This window comes from Duganella vulcania, from assembly GCF_009857655.1.
GTDB lineage: Bacteria > Pseudomonadota > Gammaproteobacteria > Burkholderiales > Burkholderiaceae_D > Rugamonas > Rugamonas vulcania.
In genome coordinates, this window is record NZ_WWCX01000001.1 from 16,459 (window position 1) to 33,560 (window position 17,102).

Sequence of the window (17,102 nt, forward strand, 5' to 3'; positions counted from 1 at the left end):
TCAGTCATTGTCGCCTCCCGCTTCACCCTTGCCATGCTCGGCCTTCAGTACATAGGTGTTGCTCGTCGCGATGCGCTCGGAGCCGTCCAGGCCGGATAACACAGTGACAAAGCCAGCCGATGGCTTACCGAGGGCCACGTGCCGAATCGCAAAACCGTCCTTCTCGCGGACAAAAACGCTGGGCTTGTCTTCGACGGTTTGTACGGCGGCGCGAGGCACGGCCAGCTGCTCGCCAGTCGACTGCGCGGCGAGCACGACCGAGGCGGATACAGTCTCGCCGATCCGCCAAATGCCGTTCTGGTTGGACAGCGATGCGATCGCCCGGATTTGACGCGTGGCCGGGTCCAGGACGCGCGAGATGAACGCAATGCGCCCGGCCCCGGATCTTGCCTCGGCCGAGATCTCAACCGGCGCGCCGATGGCAATACGCGAAGCATCCGTGGGAGTGAGCGACAGCTCGACGGACAAGGTGTTGGGGTTGGCCAGTTCAAACAGCTTGGCATTGGCTTCAACGACGTCGCCCAGCGTGATCTGGCGCGCGGTGACGATCCCAGCGATGGGAGCACGTAGCCCCAGTTGGGCGCTGTGTTCGGCGCCGCCGGTGGCCGACAGCTGCTGCTGTGCCAGGCGCAGCCGGGTGCGGGCCTCATCGAGCGCCGACTGCGCCAGCTCGAATTCTTGACGGGATGATACTTTTTCGGCGTACAGCCGGTCTTCGCGTTTAAAACCGGCTTCGGCAAGTTCCATCTGGCGGCGTGCCAGCGCGACATCGGCGCTGAACTGCGCAACCTCGCGGCTTTCCACGATGGCCAGCACCTCGCCCTGGGCAACGTTCTCTCCCAGGTTCTTGCGCACGCTGATCACCCGGCCACTCACCGAACTGCTTACCACGGCGGCATGCTGCGGATCAGCGAGGATGACGGCCGGCGCTTCGACCGCACCGGCAAACCCGGCACGCACTGCAGCCACTTCGATGTGCGCGGCCTGAATCTGCTTGTCGGACAGCTTGATAAAATCGGCATGTTTACCGTCCTTGTCCTCCTTGCCCGCGTGCTCGCCTGGCTTGTCTTCGCCATCCTTGTCTTTTTCCTGCTGCTTTTGTGGCGTAGTCGGCGCCGGGGCCGCCGCATTGTGTGCCTCAGGCTTGCCACCTTCTGGCTGGGGTGAGCGAGAGCATGCCGCCAGAATCAGCAACACGCCGCAAACGCTCAAACGATATGGCACTTGCATGATTTAGTCCTTGTAAATGGGTTGTGTGCTGCCTTGCAGTCGCGCCATGCGGGCTTGGGCAAGGTGATACTCGGTCAACGCGTCGAGCGTGGCTTCGCGCGTCTCTGCCAGTGAACGTTCCGCCTCAATCATCTCCAGCTGCGCGAACTTGCCTTCCGCGTAGCCGATACGGGCAATTCTGGCCGCCTCCTGCGCGGCCTTGAGCGCTGGGCCGGCGGCTGTTTGGGCGACCGCTCGCGCATCGGCGACGTCGGCCGCCGCGTGCGCCGATGCCTGCTGAGCATCAAGGGCAACCGTCTCGCCCTCGGCGATCGCCTTTTCTTCCTCCGCCTTGGCACGTGCCAGGGCGTGGGTGCCTGAATTGAACAGAGGCAGAGGTATTGACAAACCCAGCACGGCTGCCTTGTCGGGAGAGTCGCCATAGCGGCGCGTGCCGGCAGTGATCGTTACGTCGGGGATGCGCTCACGCCTGGCCGCGTCCACACGCGCGCTGGCGATCGCCAACTGTGCCTGTGCTGCGGCAACTGACAGCGAGGGTTGATGTGGTGCCGCCGGTCCTGCCGTGGAAAGAACATCAAACCAAGCGGCAACGATGGACGCGCTGGGGGCATCCCCGGTCAGGCGGGCGAGATCAGCGTGGGCCAGCGCAAGCGCGCGTTCGGCCTTGCCAACCCGCGACTCGGCGCCAATCTGCAGGACCTGAGCACGTTGCTCCTCGATCGGCGAAGCTTTTCCAGCCCGTACACGTTCCTGGGCCGCGTGCGCAGCGCGCTCGGCCCACCCCAGACTGCTGCGAGCAATCTCCAAGCGGCGCTCAGCGGCAGCCAGCAGCACAAAAGCTTCGGTCACGCGCTGAGTAACGTCGGCGCGGGCAGCAGTCAAGCCCACCCCGACGGCTGAACGCTCGGCCTGGGCCACCTTGATACGGGACTGCCGCTTGCCACCCAACTCCAGCGGCACGGACAAGGAAACCGTGCGTTCGGCGCCGCCGAAGCCAGCATAGCGGCCGGAGCCAAACACATTTTCGGCGTCAATGGACAACGTGGGGTTCGGACGCATTCCGGCGACGGCTACGCCGGCGTCGGCCGCGCGTGCCGAGGCGTCGGCGCCGCGTAACGCTGGCGCGCGCTCCTGAGCGTGTGCGATCGCCTGGCCGAGTGTAAGGGGTAAATCTTGTGCGAGCCCTGCGAGGGAGAGGCTCGCCAAAAGCCCCCCTACAAGGAGGGTGCGGGGTATTCGAAGGTGCATGATCGGACGCTTGACGGGTTGACTTGCAAGGTTTATAAACCTTGTAGTCACTTTAAGGTCAAGCATCATGACGATATCTTTTTCGATTGGCCAACTGGCCAGCGCCGCGCAGACGCCCTCGGCGACCATCCGGTATTACGAGAAAATTGGACTGCTTTCTACGCCGTCGCGCACCGGTAGCAACTACCGGCAATACGACAAGGAGGATCTGGACCGGCTCGCCTTCGTGCGGCGGGCCCGGGAAATCGGATTTACGATCGATCAGGTGCGCAGCCTGCTGACGTTCTCCGACCAGCGCGATGCCGACTGCTGTGAGGTGATGGTAATGACGGCCGAGCATTTACACGCGGTTGAGCAAAAGATTGCCGATCTGGTGGTTCTTAAGGAGCAACTGGCGAACATGCTGGCGTCGTGCCAAGGCGGAACGGTGGCCAACTGCCGCATCATCGACACCTTGCAGCCGAGGCAATGAGACTAAGGATGCGTTGGGCTTGACGTTAGAGCGGCTTCAAGGTTTACCCTTGATGGATGAATACAGATACCGGCTTTGCCCAGACACCGTTCCCAGCGGCCACACTCCGCTGCGAGAGCGTCTTGCTCTTGCCCAAGATGGATTGCCCTTCAGAGGAAAACCTCATCCGCATGGCACTGGGGGGCGTGGCTGGGATCGGCTCGCTCAATTTTGACCTTGCCGCCCATACGCTGAGCGTGACACACCAAGGCGACGCCCAAGTCGTCCTTTCCCGCCTCGCGCCGCTTGGCCTGGGCGCCCAGTTGATCAAATCCGAACCCATCGCCGACGGCGCACGGCCGGAAATTGAGCCGGTCGATGACGCTGGCGAGGCGCGGACGATGCGCAGGCTGCTGGCAATCAACGGCCTGATGTTCGTAGTCGAGATGGTCTGGGGTCTTCTGGCCGAATCAACGGGCCTGATCGCCGACTCGCTCGACATGTTTGCCGATGCTGCGGTCTACGTCCTAGCCCTATATGCAGTGGGCCGCTCCGTGGAATTGAAGCGCCGCGCTGCTCACGTGGCTGGGTGGCTTCAGGTGGTCCTCGCGCTGGGAGCACTCGGTGAGGTGCTGCGCCGTGGCGTGACCGGCAGCGAGCCCGAGTCGGTCGCCATGATGGGAATTGGCGCGGTTGCACTGATCGCTAACGTGACTTGCCTGGTGCTCATTGCAAAGAAACGGCATCACGGCGCCCACATGAGGGCGAGCTATATCTTTTCTGCGAACGACGTGATTGCCAATCTGGGCGTGGTCATCGCCGGCGCACTGGTGACCTGGACGGGCTCGCGATATCCAGACTTGGTCGTGGGCTTTGTCATCAGCGTGATCGTCCTCATCGGCGCCCGCCGCATTCTACGTTTGCAGTAATGGAAAGGCCAGCCCCTCTATGTCAACACCCCAAGGTATCTCGAATCGCCGCGAGCAAAGCAGGCGCTGTCTGAAGGCAGTCTGTGCGATGGCTGCGGTCTTGTTTGTTCTCGCGGGCTGTGCGACTGATCCGACATTGGGAACGGTCGACTGGGAGCATGGGGCGAGACGCGGCCATGTACTCAGTACCTATGCGGCAGACCTTCCACCAGCGCAGCTGCCGAAGTGCCTGGCCGACCTGCCTCGTGACCAATATACGGCCAATCGGTATGTGAACGTCCGGTACCGCCATGTTCGTCTGATGCACTCGGCGGTAGCGCGGGTGCCGCCAACGCTGGATATTAAAGACGGCGACGTCGTTGAACTATGGCCGGCCGACTGCTCGGCTGGGAGTATGGCGCGTATTACCCGCATACTCAGTACCAAAGGCCAGTGATGTGCGGCAGAGACGCCGGCACCGGGCGGATCGCGTTGACAAATGGGTTATTTTTCCCTGCTTCAGCGGCGGCCAGCGCGTTGTGCTAACATTCGCAAACCATGAAACTGTCACAACCTACGCGCGCGGTCGCGGCGATCATTATGCTGTTCAGCTTGCTGTTTGCTCAGCTGGCTGTTTCGGCATATGCTTGCCCGGCGCCGAATAAGGTGCAGACGGTAGAGCCAGTTAGCATGGCGGGTATGCCCGGCTGCACCGATATGAGCATGGACAAGAGCAGTCCGGCGCTATGTGCCGCGCACTGCGACACGGGCCACCAGTCGGCAGACACTTCTAGCACGCCCGCCGTCCACCCATTCGTGGCCTGCAGCTTGGAAGTCGTGCTTCCCCGCATCGAGCGTGCCTATCTCTCGCTTGCTGCCTCACTCGAATCTGTCCCGCTGACGCGCGCCACTGCTCCGCCCTTGGCCATTCAGCACTGCTGTTTCCGTATTTAATCCTCCAGACTGCTTAGTTCGTCACCGCTTCGCCGGACAGGCGCGCGCGGTGTTGTCCATCGCATTCTGGAGATATCATGTCATCCCCGTTTTCCGTGCATTTCAATGCGCGAGTTTTCCGTCTTCGGTGCGTACCGAAGGCCGCGCTCGCGCTCTCGTTCCTCGCCGCCATTCACGGTGCGCTGGCGGCACCGCAGCCGCTGACACTAGGAGAGGCCCAGATGCGAGCCGTTGCCCGCTCGCGCCAGCTTGGCGCCCAAGATCAGGCCATCACTGCCGCCAATGAGATGGCAGTCGCCGCCGGCCAGCGCCCCGATCCAGTGCTGAAAGTGGGCATCGACAATCTTCCCGTCAGCGGTGCCGATCGCCTTAGCCTGGGCAACGACTTCATGACCATGCGCCGGATCGGCCTGTCGCAGGAGCTGACCCGCGCTGACAAGCTGCATTGGCGTTCCGCGCGCTACCAGATCGAAGGCGATAAGGCCCTGGCGCAGAAGGACGTGGCACTGGCCGCCATCCAGCGCGACACCGCCATCGCTTGGCTGGAGGTTTTCTATACGGAGCAAATGGTCAGCGCGGTCTCCGCCCAGTTGGCCGTCTCACGCCAGGAAATTGAAGCTGCCGAGGGGGCTTACCGTGGTGGGCGTGGCAGCTCGGCCGATATCCTCGCAGCTCGCTCCGCATTGCTCGCGCTCGATGACCGCGCCAGCGAAATCGGCCGCCGCCAGCGCACCGCCTACACTATGCTGGCCCGGTGGACAGGTGAAGACACCTCGGTAGCCGGTGCGCCGGATATCAACCGTATTCGCCTCGATCCAGCCTCGCTCGACACCGATCTCGCCCACCACCCGGAGATTTCGGTCTTGAACAAACAGGAAGACATCGCGCAAGCCGACGCCAACTTGGCGCGGGCGAATCAGCATACCGACTGGAGCGTCGAAGTCGCGTTCCAGCAGCGCGGGCCCGCCTACGCGAACATGGTGTCGGTTGGCATTTCGGTCCCGCTGCAATGGGATCGGAAGAACCGGCAGGACCGTGAACTGGCCGCAAAGCTGGCCCTGGTCGAACAAACGAAAGCCGAGCGCGATGAGATGCTGCGCGGGCATGTCGCCGAGACCCGCAGCACGATCATTGCCTGGCAGAGCGGCCGAGAGCGGACTGCCCGCTACACCCGTGAATCGTTGCCGCTGGCCTCCGAGCGCAGCCAGGCAGTGTTGGCCGCCTATCGCGGGGGAAAAGCGCCCCTGGCCGACGTGCTGGTCGCACGGCGCGGCGAAGTCGAGCTCCGCCTGCAAGCGCTGGAAGTCGAGCTGGAGACCGCACGCCTGTGGGCGCAGCTGAACTTCCTATTCCCCGAGGGCGGAACCGCCCAGCATTCCGCTGCCAACAGCCACCAGGAATCCAAATGAAGAACAAGAATATTCTCGCGGCGATCGCTGCCATTGTCATTGCGGCCGGCGGATACGGCGCCTACCGGCTTGGTGTGCACCAGGCCATGCAGGCCTCGCCAGACCACGACGACGCCGTCACGGTCGCCGGCGGCACCGGCAAGAAGCCGCTCTACTGGCACGACCCGATGGTGCCTGGCCAGAAGTTCGACAAGCCCGGGAAGTCGCCGTTCATGGACATGCAGCTTGTGCCGGTCTACGCCGGCGCCGACGGCGACGACGGCTCCGTCACCATCAGCCCGCGCGTCCAGCAGAACCTGGGCGTGCGCACTGCTATTGTCACCGCCGGCAGGCTGCCATCCGGTGTCGTCACGGTCGGCAGCGTCGCGTACAACGAACGCGACGTGGTGCTGGTGCAGGCCCGCAGCAACGGGTTTATCGAACGCCTGTATGTCCGCGCCGCGCTCGATCCCGTGAAGCAGGGACAGGCGCTGGCCGAATTGTATGTGCCAGACTGGATCGCGGCGCAGGAGGAATACCTCGCGGCCCGCCGTATGCAAGGTGGCGACACCGCATCGCTGGTTGACGGAGCCCGCCAGCGTATGCGCTTGGCTGGGATGACGGACGGGCAGATCCGGCTGGTCGAATCGAGCGGTAAGGTGCATCCGCGTATCACTATCTCGGCCCCCGTCAGCGGCGTGGTCGCGGAGCTTGGCGCTCGCGAAGGCATGACGGTGGCGTCGGGAGCGCAGCTGTTTCGCATCAACGGCCTGTCCACCGTTTGGGTGAACGCGGACGTTCCGGAGAACGTGGCAGCCAAAGTGCGGCCTGGCGACGCCGTCGAGGCGCGCTCGCCAGCGCTGCCGGGAAGCGTCTTCAAGGGCAAGGTCGGCGCGGTGTTACCGGAGGTGAGCGCCGCTACGCGCACGCTGAAAGCCCGGGTTGAACTGGCGAACCCTGGCGGACAGCTGGTCCCCGGCATGTTCGCCACAATCACCTTCGCGTCCAGTCGCAACGCCGACGTGCTGCTGGTACCGTCGGAGGCGGTGATCCAGACCGGCACGCGTAGCGTTGTCATACTGGCGCAGGACGGTGGAAAGTTCCAGCCGGTCGATGTCGAGGTCGGTGGTGAAGGCAATGGCCAGACCGAGATCCGCAAGGGCTTGAGCGCCGGGCAAAAGATTGTCCTGTCGGGCCAGTTCTTGCTCGATTCCGAAGCCAGTCTGAGGGGAACGACCAGCCGCATGGACGACACCCAGTCATCCGGATCGGCCCCACAGGCGCCACTCCATCATGGCCAGGGCAAAGTGGAACGTATCGACAAGGATGAGGTCACCATTTCTCATGGTCCGATTGCCACCTTGAAGTGGGGCGCCATGACCATGGGGTTCAAAGCGCCACCGGCGGGCCTGCCGCGCAATGTCAGCGTGGGCGACCGCGTGTCGTTCGACATCAAACCGCGCCAGGACGGCACCTTCGAGATCGTCGCAATTTCGCCAGTCGCGGAAGCGCCCGTTGCAAGCGACAAGGCCATGGGCGGCATGAAGATGCCCCCGGCGTCGACGGGAGCGACGAAATGATCGCGAAACTGATCCGCTGGTCGATCACCAACCGCTTCCTGGTCCTGCTAGCGACTGTGTTCATCGCCGGGTGGGGAGTATGGTCGCTGGCGCGCACGCCGCTCGACGCGATCCCCGACTTGTCCGACGTGCAGGTCATCATCCGCACGACCTATCCGGGCCAGGCCCCGCAAATCGTCGAGAACCAGGTAACCTATCCATTGACCACCACCATGCTGTCGGTACCCGGTGCCAAGACAGTGCGCGGCTATTCCTTCTTTGGCGACTCCTTTGTCTATATTTTGTTCGAGGACGGCACCGATCCCTACTGGGCCAGGTCGCGCGTGCTGGAATACCTGAACCAGGTGCAATCGCGCCTGCCGGCGCAGGCGAAGACAGCGCTCGGTCCTGACGCCACCGGCGTGGGCTGGATTTACGAATACGCGCTGGTCGACCGCAGCGGCAAGCTCGATCTCTCCCAATTACGCGCCTTTCAGGACTGGTTCCTGAAGTTCGAACTGAAGGCGGTGCCGAACGTCTCCGAGGTGGCCAGCGTGGGTGGCATGGTACGCCAATACCAGATCGTGCTCGATCCCGAAAAGCTGCGCGCCTACTCCATCCCGCACGGGAAGGTAATCGAGGCCGTGCAGCGCGCCAATCAGGAAACTGGCGGTTCGGTGATGGAGCTGGGCGAAGCCGAGTACATGGTGCGCGCGTCTGGATATTTGAAGTCGCTCGACGACTTCCGGAAAATTCCGTTGATGACCACGGATGCCGGAGTGTCGGTGCGTCTGGGCGATGTGGCGCGGGTAGAACTGGGGCCGGAGATGCGGCGCGGCATCGCCGACCTCGATGGCGAAGGTGAAGTCGCCGGCGGCGTAATCGTCATGCGCTCCGGGAAGAACGCGCTGGAGACCATCGAAGCCGTCAAGGCCAAACTTGCCAAACTGAAATCGAGCCTGCCGGCCGGCGTTGAAATCGTCCCGGTGTACGACCGCTCCAACCTGATCAAACGCGCGGTTGACAATCTGGAACACAAGCTGATTGAAGAATTCATCGTCGTCGCGTTGGTCTGCGCGATCTTCCTGTTCCATATTCGCTCGGCGCTGGTGGCAATCGTATCGCTACCGCTGGGAATACTGATCGCCTACATCGTCATGTCCTACCAAGGGGTGAACGCCAACATCATGTCATTGGGCGGCATCGCGATCGCCATCGGCGCCATGGTCGATGCGGCTGTGGTGATGATCGAGAACGCGCACAAGCATATCGAGGCTTGGAATCACGCCAACCCCGGCCAGAAGCTGGCCGGCGAGACCCAATGGACGGTGATCGGCGATGCGGCGGCCGAAGTCGGCCCGGCGCTGTTCTTCTCGTTGCTGATCATCGTGCTGTCGTTCATCCCGGTGTTCACGTTGGAGGCGCAGGAGGGGCGTCTGTTCGCACCGCTGGCATTTACCAAGACCTACGCGATGGCGGCGGCGGCCGGTCTGGCGGTGACGCTGATCCCGGTGTTGATGGGCTACTTGATCCGAGGGCGCATCCCGGACGAACAAAAAAACCCGCTGAACCGATGGCTGATCGCGCTTTATCGACCCCTACTTGAAATCGTGCTTCGCCGTCCTAAGGCCACGCTGGTGGCGGCCGGCGCGATCGCGCTCCTGACGATCTGGCCGATGTCGCGCCTGGGCGGTGAATTCATGCCGCCGTTGGATGAGGGGGACCTGCTGTACATGCCGTCGGCGCTGCCTGGCATCGGCGCCGGTAAGGTCGCGCAGCTGCTGCAGCAGACCGACCGCCTGATCAAGACCGTGCCAGAAGTGCAAACCGTGTTCGGCAAGGCCGGCCGGGCAGAATCCGCTACCGATCCGGCGCCGCTGGAGATGTTTGAGACGACGATCCAGTTCAAGCCGCGCGACCAGTGGCGGCCCGGTATGACCACCGATAAGCTGGTCGATGAACTGGACCGCATCGTCAAGGTGCCGGGTCTGTCGAATATCTGGGTGCCGCCGATCCGCAACCGCATTGATATGCTGGCCACGGGTATCAAGAGCCCGGTCGGGGTCAAGGTGGCCGGCGCGAGCCTGCAGGAGATCGACCGCATCACCGGCGAAATTGAGCGGGTCGTCAAGCGTGTACCCGGCGTGTCGTCGGCCCTCGCTGAACGGCTCAACGGCGGGCGCTACGTCGATATCCATATCGACCGCGACGCGGCGGCGCGCTACGGCCTGAATATCGCCGACGTGCAAAGCATTGTGTCGAGCGCCATCGGCGGCGACAACGTCGGCGAAACGGTTGAAGGTCTGCAGCGCTTTCCGATCAATGTGCGTTATCCGCGCGAGATGCGCGACTCGGTCGAGAAATTGCGTGAACTGCCGGTGCTGACCGAACGCGGCGCGCAGATTCGGCTAGGCGACGTGGCTACGATCCGGATTGACGACGGCCCACCCATGCTCAAGAGCGAAAATGCACGCCTGTCGGGTTGGGTGTACGTCGATATCCGGGGCCGGGATCTCAGCTCCGCGGTGCATGAAATGCAGCAGCTTGTCGCCAAGGAGGTAGCTCTTCCGGCCGGCTACTCGGTGTCCTGGTCTGGGCAATTCGAATACCTGGAGCGCGCGACCGCCAAGCTCAAGGTCGTCGTACCCATGACTTTGCTCATTATCTTCGTGCTGCTGTATCTGACATTCAAGCGCATCGACGAGGCGGCGCTGATTATGGCGACGCTGCCGTTCGCACTGGCCGGGGGCATCTGGCTACTTTGGGCGCTGGGGCACAATCTGTCTGTCGCGAGCGGCGTCGGCTTCATTGCCTTGGCCGGCGTTTCGGCCGAATTCGGTGTGATCATGCTGCTGTACTTGAAGCACGCATGGGAAGCCCTGTTGGCAAAAGGAACTCCAAACGAAGCCGAGCTTCTTGACGCGATACGTGAGGGGGCCGTGCTGCGTGTGCGACCTAAGGCGATGACAGTCGCTGTGATTATCGCCGGCCTCGTTCCGGTCATGATAGGCTCCGGTACCGGCTCCGAGGTTATGCAGCGCATCGCGGCACCGATGGTGGGCGGCATGATCACTGCGCCGCTATTGTCGATGTTCGTCGTGCCAGCGGTGTATCTGCTTATACGGCGGAGGTCTATTCGGGTGTCGTCGGCGTAGGCATAGAGGAGCGATCGGCTAACAAGGTCCCTGATCCGTTGCTTGGGGCATGCCCTTGCAGATGGTGGTCACCATAACCATGTGACCAATGCGCTGCCACTGTTGCTCAAGAACAGGAGCCAGTACAACATCCTGCGGGCGGATTTGAATCCGACGATATGGATTGCATCATTTCCGATGTGTTTGCATCATCAAGACGGTAAACCGGAGCGAAGCCGCCGCCCGGCGTGCGGAAATTAGTCGTCTGGCCCTGATACACGCGAGCGGCCGTCCACTGTACGTGGCGTTCATAGACATAGCATCGCAGGTCGAATTTAAGCTGTTCGGGGTTTTCCTTAGTTCCATTGACGCGCTCGCCCGGAGGGACAAGCGCTTGGGCTATGTAATCTCCAGCAAGGATATCCTCCCACACGCGTTTCGTGACTTTTTCTCCTCGATACGCGGCCTTACCACCGTAACCTGCCAGCGGTTTGAAAAACAATTTCCGGCGATTCGCCCAGAGACGGTCCGCATTCGCGATGTCGACCAGTTCCGTATGCGGAATGTTCTCTAACAGGACTCGCCGCACTGCGCTCGGCACACCCAAGCTTTCCAGTTGCCGGTCATCGGAAAGGAGTACCAAGTTGCGTTTGTTTGCATATAGGGCATGGGCTTGCGGGTGAGGCGTGAGCACAACAGCGCTTTCAAGATATGCTGAGCGCAGCGAGCTGCAAACAGGCGATGTCAGCATAAAATCGGTGAGCCGGTTATAGACCAGATCGATTGCCAGGTCATCGTACCGCAGCACGCCTGCGCTGAAGGTCAGGTCCGATGGCGACGCTATGACAGCACGCACCCCGAATTTCTCGAACAGGCGTTGAAACAAAATAAACTCGGGATAGAGATATTGCTGTTCTGGAGCCTCGTCTACAATGGCCACTGTTCGGAGCGGGCGTTGATGCATAGAAGAGGCCCACTCCTTTTCAAACATTTTGAAGATGCTGTCCTCGAGTATGGCGCCTGAAGCGATTGCCGCAGCCAACGCGGGTGCGCTCAAGCAGCAAGAACGATGAGCCTTTGCCATGGCAGCGTTTAACATCGCGCCACCCGCATTGGTGTTGATCTCAATTAGCGCTAGAGTTTCACCCCGTAGATGGAAGTCATATCCAAAGAAAACACCTTTCGCGCCGTCAGCGCCGTACTGCGCTATTTCAGGTGCATCGGCCAGTACCTTCGCGCGATAGGACGGGAGCGCAATTACGGACTCAATCGCGTCAATAACGCCTGCAATGCGTTCACTTTGACTCTCCGAAACAAATATAGGTCGGGACGAAAACAAAAACGGGCACCTTGACTCGACCAAGTCATAGAGCGCTGGCGAATCAAAGTCGTCAGAAAACGCCTGTCGCAGCACGTCCTTGTCCAAGCTACTGCAAAAGCAGCCGCTATTAAGTACCTCGGCTGGCAGTAATGGTCCAGTGTTGATGGGCATCGCAGCCGCTAACTGAGGATTAGGAGTATCCGTCATTTTCAGCTTTCTGGTCCGTTGTGTTCGTGCCTCGTCACCGCATTTCCTACCTTACTTTGGTGTCCACGCAATCGAAGTGCGTTAGTGATCACCGATACTGAGCTTAAGCTCATGGCCAAGGCAGCGATCATAGGTGACAGCAGCTGACCGGTGAACGGGTACAACGCACCGGCCGCCAGGGGGATGCCCAGTGCGTTATATAAAAACGCAAAACCCAGGTTTTGCCACATGTTGCGCACGGTATCAACCGAAATCAAGCGCGCTTGCGCTATCCCTCGGAGGTCGCCCTTAACCAAGGTAAGATGCGCGCTATTAATCGCAACGTCCGTGCCAGTACCCATAGCTATGCCCACGTCGGCCTTTGCCAAAGCAGGGGCGTCGTTGATACCATCCCCGGCCATTGCGACAACTTTTCCCTGTTTCTGCAGCTTCTCGACCAACGCCAGCTTGTCCTGAGGCTTGACCTCCCCATAATACTCGTCGATACCTAACCGGCTGGCAATGGCCTTCGCAGTCGTCACGCCATCACCCGTGGCCATGATAACGTTCAGACCGTCAGCGCGGAGTCCTTGCAAGGCTTCCTGACTGCTTGACTTGATGGGGTCTGACACCGCTACAATGCCGACCAAGCGGCCTTGAGCTGCCAGATACATAACACTCGCGCCCTCGACTCGCAGGCTCTCGGCCGCATCAGCAAGCGGCTTCCAGTCAACACCCTCAATGTCCATTAGAGCGGTATTTCCCAGAGCGATTTTATCCCCGCTCAGAATTCCACGAACACCGATTCCGCTAGCTGACTCAAAGGCATCGGGTTTCGTCAGTCCCAGTTTCCTCTTATTCGCTTCGTTGACAATGGCGTGCGCCAACGGATGCTCACTTCCCTGGTCAATGCTAGCGGCAATCCGCAGGACGTCTTCTTCCTTGAAACCGGCTGCGGCCACGACGCTGTTAAAAGATGGCTTACCTTCGGTGAGCGTTCCCGTCTTATCCACTATCAACGTATCAACTTTCTTCAGGTCCTCGATAGCGGCGGCATCCCGAAACAAGACACCCATGGTCGCGGCGCGTCCTGTTGCGGCCATAATTGACATAGGAGTGGCCAACCCTAGCGCGCAGGGGCAGGCGATAATAAGCACAGCAACAGCGTTCACGAAGCCAAACACCCAGCTCGGCTCAGGGCCGTACACTCCCCATACAGCGAAGGTCAGCACTGCTATAGCCACGACGACAACGACAAAATAGCCAGCCACGCTATCAGCGAGACGCTGCATCGGAGCTCGCGAACGCTGTGCTTGGGAAACCATCTGCACGATTTGAGACAGCGTCGTGTCGCTGCCAACTTTCTCTGTGCGCATGATAAGGCTGCCGCTCGTATTGATGGTCGCACCAATCAGTCGGTCGCCGGCGCGCTTGGTAACAGGAAGAGGCTCACCCGTCAGCATCGATTCGTCCACTGAGCTCTCGCCCTCGGACACGACGCCGTCAACAGGTACCTTTTCACCTGGACGAACACGCAGAGCATCGCCAACATGCACGTGCGTGAGCGGAATATCTTCCTCAGTACCATCCGCGCGAATCCTGCGCGCAGTTTTTGGCGCCAGGCCGAGCAGCGACTTGATGGCCGCGGATGTCTGGGAACGCGCGCGCAACTCCAGGATCTGTCCCAAAAGTGTGAGCGAAACAATTACTGCTGCGGCCTCAAAGTAGACAGCGATACTGCCGTGTGCAGCGAATGTCGGCGGGAACGTTTGCGGAGCAAGCGTTGCGACAACGCTGTATCCGTATGCGGCGATAACCCCAGTGCCGATTAGCGTCCACATGTTGGGGCTCATGCGGACCAACGATTGTGCCCATCTCTCGTAGAAGGGCCAGCCCGCCCAAACCACGACCGGCGTGCTCAATGCGAACTCAACCCAATTCTGGCCAGGCAGGCCGCCCTGAAAAATCATATGACCGAACATAGCTAGGGCGAATACGAGGACGGTGAGCGGGAGCGTCCACCAAAACCGATGGCGAAAATCAACGAGTTCAGGATTCTCCTCATCGTCCAGGCTAGGCATAACCGGTTCAAGCGCCATACCGCAAATCGGACAACTGCCGGGGGTGGTTTGCCGAATCTCAGGATGCATCGGACACGTGTATACGGCTCCACTTAGCGCTGGCGCAGCAGTCGGCAATTCGGCCTTTTCACTGGTAAGAAAGGCCTCCGGAGTGGTATTGAACCTGGCCATACACTTCGCACTGCAGAAGTGATAGACCACCGCTTTGTACGAAATCTCTCGTTCCCTATTCGGACCTACTTTCATCCCACACACAGGGTCGGTGAAAGGCTTTTCGATAGTCGGTGTAGCATCAATTTCGCCTGCAGCACCAACGGCGTCAGGATTTCGGGCGTGTTCGACTTGGTGCTTGTGCTGCCTGATGTCATTGCCGCTCATGAAGCCTCCTCTAGTTTGTGAACCCAACCGTATCTGCATCTTAGCCACTACCTACCTACAGCAGCGCACCACTTGCTCAGCGAGGGACTACTTGGCGACCACGGTAACTAGGCCCTTCATGCCGACCTCAAAATGTCCCGGCTGTAGGCATGCGAAGTCAACTTTCCCGCCTTACCGAATTCCCACACAATAGTTCCGGTCTTCCCGGGCATCAATGTCACTTGGTTTGGATCCGCATGCTCCATCTCGGGAAACTTCGTCATCAGCTGGGCATGTTCTTTGAGTTTCCCCGGCGAACCTATCACCATCTCATGCTTAAGCTTGCCGGAGTTTCTGACGGCGAAGCGAATAACTTCCCCTTCCTTTACCGATATCGAGCCGGGGGTAAAACGCATGGTGTCGTTCATATCGACTGTCACGGTACGCATTACTTTGGTGGGGTCGCCCGCTTTGCCAATCAGCGCATTTTCGCCCTCATGGTCACCGTGCTGATGTTCCTTGCCGTCTTGCGTTGCAGCTGTCGCCAGCGACTGTACGGCCGCGACTAAAAATGCTGCCAATACGGCTGTCTTAAAGTTCTTCATCTGGAACTCCCTTATCTGTAACTTAAATTTTTCTACATTGCGGTCGGTGGTTGTTGTGAGGTGAGAATCGCCGCCGCAAGAACGGCACCAATCAAGAGAAAGCTCTCAATCTGAAGCGCCGCACGAACCAGCCTCACGCCGCTCTGTGACCGACTTGCGGCAGGCAAACCGATGAATTTGTTATACCCGCCCAGCGCGATAGCAACTAACACCAGGGCTATTTTTACCAGCAAGGTCGCGCCATAGAAGGTATGAAATAGATGGTCCGAATTGCCTAACCTATGCCATGCGCTGAAGATGCCAGTGACGACAATTCCAATCACCGCCAGCATCGCGGTTTGCGACATCAGGTCCAGGTATCGGTCTGCGGCACCTATTTCAAGGCCGGCTATTCGCATCTCATGGAGCGCGAACCAGGCTGAAACCAGAACCGCGCCAGTCCAGAGTCCAATGGCAGAAAAATGTATGGCCTCTGCCGCGAGCGCTAGTGTCCAAAACCCTTCTTCGCCGGCATGTCCCATAGATGCGCGCGTCACCACGAATGTGGTTAAGGTCATTGCCACCACAGTGTCGCCCACGCGACTAGCACTACCAATCGACCGAACGCTAAACACGACAATCATTGCCAAGGTCGCGATGGAGCCCGCGTGGCCATAAGCGGTGCTCGATACCATCATCCAGAACATTGGGCAGGCTTCTCGTAAGCCAACACCGCCCATCACCGCCGTTGCGGCCAGCAGCGCTACTGCGCTACTAACCGCGCCTAGTCCCGAAGCTAATAAGTCGAGCTTGCGCAATACCGGCTCAAACTCGTCACGGCTGGTGCCATTAGACTGTATCCAATAGCGCGCGAACCATGAACCAACAAGCCAGGCAAAGCCAACGTTAAGAAAAAATGCCGAACCTATTTGTAGCAACGAGACTGCATCCATTTATTTCACCGTAAATTTGAAATCACCCTTGCGGCGGTGACCATCATGGCCGGCGACGGCCCATGTGACGGTGTAGGAGCCAGCCGAAAGCACTGGAGCTGTCAACCGCAAGACTGTGGGATTAGCAGCGTCAACTTTCGCCTTCTCTGCGGCGACTTCCTTGCCCTGACTATCCGCCACGGTAATGGTGCTGAAGGCCTCTTCAATCTTCTCGTTAAAGGTCAGCGCTATTTCCTTCGGCGCCGCAGCCAGCGTCGCACCGGCTTCTGGGTTCGAACTCTTCAGGGTTGCGTGTGCCGAAGCAAACGGGCTGGCTAACGTTGCCGCCGCCATGGCGGTAGCGAGAATCACGGTGTGCAGTGCTTTCATTTTTCAGTTCTCCTTGTTGAAATTACTTTGCTGCTTCGATTGCGGTGACGGTGAGCGCACCACCAACTTTGTCCGCGACGAAGCGGACTTTATCGCCCGACTTTACCTTATCAAGCATTGCAGGGTCTTGGACCTTGAACACCATCGTCATCCCGGGCATAACCAGATTTTTCAATTCACCGTGCTTGATGGTGAGTTTGCCGGCATCCTTATCGACCTTCTTGATTTCGCCGTCACTCATTGCCGCTTGATTGGTAGAGGAAGAAGGCTGCTGTGCGTAGGCCACAGTGCCTACAGACGCGAGCGAGCAACCGATGGAGACGGCGAGGATGATTTTATGCAGTTGTTTCATGATGCTTCCTTTCAGATGAAATAGAAA

At 60.0% G+C, this 17,102-nt stretch carries 13 protein-coding genes and 1 pseudogene; 6 read left to right on the forward strand and 8 right to left on the reverse strand.

The genetic code is table 11. From position 1 onward, the window contains the following. A complete protein-coding gene (locus tag GTP90_RS00060; protein ID WP_161081535.1) occupies positions 1-1,230 on the reverse strand; it encodes an efflux RND transporter periplasmic adaptor subunit in 1,230 nt (409 codons plus the stop codon). A gap of 3 nt (positions 1,231-1,233) precedes the next feature. Next, entirely contained in the window at positions 1,234-2,547 is a 1,314-nt protein-coding gene (locus GTP90_RS00065; protein WP_217431916.1) for a TolC family protein, read from the reverse strand. On the opposite strand from GTP90_RS00065, the gene GTP90_RS00070 reads away from it, so the two are divergent. From GTP90_RS00070 to GTP90_RS00095, 6 genes are all read left to right on the forward strand, one after another. Next, a complete protein-coding gene (locus GTP90_RS00070; RefSeq protein WP_161081536.1) occupies positions 2,546-2,950 on the forward strand; it encodes a MerR family transcriptional regulator in 405 nt (134 codons plus the stop codon). The two genes, GTP90_RS00065 and GTP90_RS00070, sit on opposite strands and share 2 nt — an antisense overlap. A 122-nt stretch (positions 2,951-3,072) precedes the next feature. Next, the gene (locus GTP90_RS00075; protein ID WP_443093304.1) at positions 3,073-3,858 is read left to right on the forward strand and encodes a cation efflux transmembrane domain-containing protein; all 786 of its coding nucleotides are present in this window, start codon (positions 3,073-3,075) and stop codon (positions 3,856-3,858) included. 537 nt (positions 3,859-4,395) lie between these two features. After that, positions 4,396-4,791, forward strand: a complete 396-nt coding sequence (locus GTP90_RS00080) for a hypothetical protein (protein ID WP_161081538.1) — start codon at positions 4,396-4,398, stop codon at positions 4,789-4,791. 77 nt (positions 4,792-4,868) lie between these two features. Continuing rightward, positions 4,869-6,200: a TolC family protein gene (locus GTP90_RS00085; protein WP_254451673.1), complete on the forward strand. Its 1,332-nt coding sequence runs from the start codon at positions 4,869-4,871 to the stop codon at positions 6,198-6,200. Further along, positions 6,197-7,759: an efflux RND transporter periplasmic adaptor subunit gene (locus GTP90_RS00090; RefSeq protein ID WP_161081539.1), complete on the forward strand. Its 1,563-nt coding sequence runs from the start codon at positions 6,197-6,199 to the stop codon at positions 7,757-7,759. The genes GTP90_RS00085 and GTP90_RS00090 overlap by 4 nt, the downstream gene beginning before the upstream one ends. Further along, positions 7,756-10,893 carry an efflux RND transporter permease subunit gene (locus GTP90_RS00095; RefSeq protein WP_161081540.1) on the forward strand — a complete coding sequence of 1,046 codons (3,138 nt, stop codon included), beginning with the start codon at positions 7,756-7,758 and terminating at the stop codon, positions 10,891-10,893. Before GTP90_RS00090 ends, GTP90_RS00095 begins: the two co-directional genes overlap by 4 nt. Positions 10,894-10,999: 106 nt before the next feature. On the opposite strand, the gene GTP90_RS00100 is transcribed toward GTP90_RS00095, so the two are convergent. The 6 genes and pseudogenes from GTP90_RS00100 to GTP90_RS00125 all read right to left on the reverse strand — a co-directional run bounded on the left by GTP90_RS00100 (position 11,000) and on the right by GTP90_RS00125 (position 17,075). Next, positions 11,000-12,298 (reverse strand): hypothetical protein, encoded by a 1,299-nt coding sequence (locus GTP90_RS00100; protein WP_254451674.1) that lies wholly within the window; start codon positions 12,296-12,298, stop codon positions 11,000-11,002. Positions 12,299-12,402: 104 nt separating this feature from the next. Continuing rightward, entirely contained in the window at positions 12,403-14,838 is a 2,436-nt protein-coding gene (locus GTP90_RS00105; protein WP_256369083.1) for a heavy metal translocating P-type ATPase, read from the reverse strand. Positions 14,839-14,925: 87 nt separating this feature from the next. Beyond that, positions 14,926-15,422 (reverse strand): annotated as a pseudogene (locus GTP90_RS00110) (cupredoxin domain-containing protein). Between the two features lie 32 nt (positions 15,423-15,454). Beyond that, on the reverse strand, positions 15,455-16,354 hold the full coding sequence (locus GTP90_RS00115) for a CopD family protein (protein WP_161081542.1): 900 nt from the start codon (positions 16,352-16,354) through the stop codon (positions 15,455-15,457). After that, positions 16,355-16,723 (reverse strand): copper homeostasis periplasmic binding protein CopC, encoded by a 369-nt coding sequence (copC, locus tag GTP90_RS00120; protein WP_161081543.1) that lies wholly within the window; start codon positions 16,721-16,723, stop codon positions 16,355-16,357. 22 nt (positions 16,724-16,745) lie between these two features. Then, positions 16,746-17,075, reverse strand: a complete 330-nt coding sequence (locus GTP90_RS00125) for a copper-binding protein (RefSeq protein WP_161081544.1) — start codon at positions 17,073-17,075, stop codon at positions 16,746-16,748. Positions 17,076-17,102 lie beyond the last annotated feature (27 nt).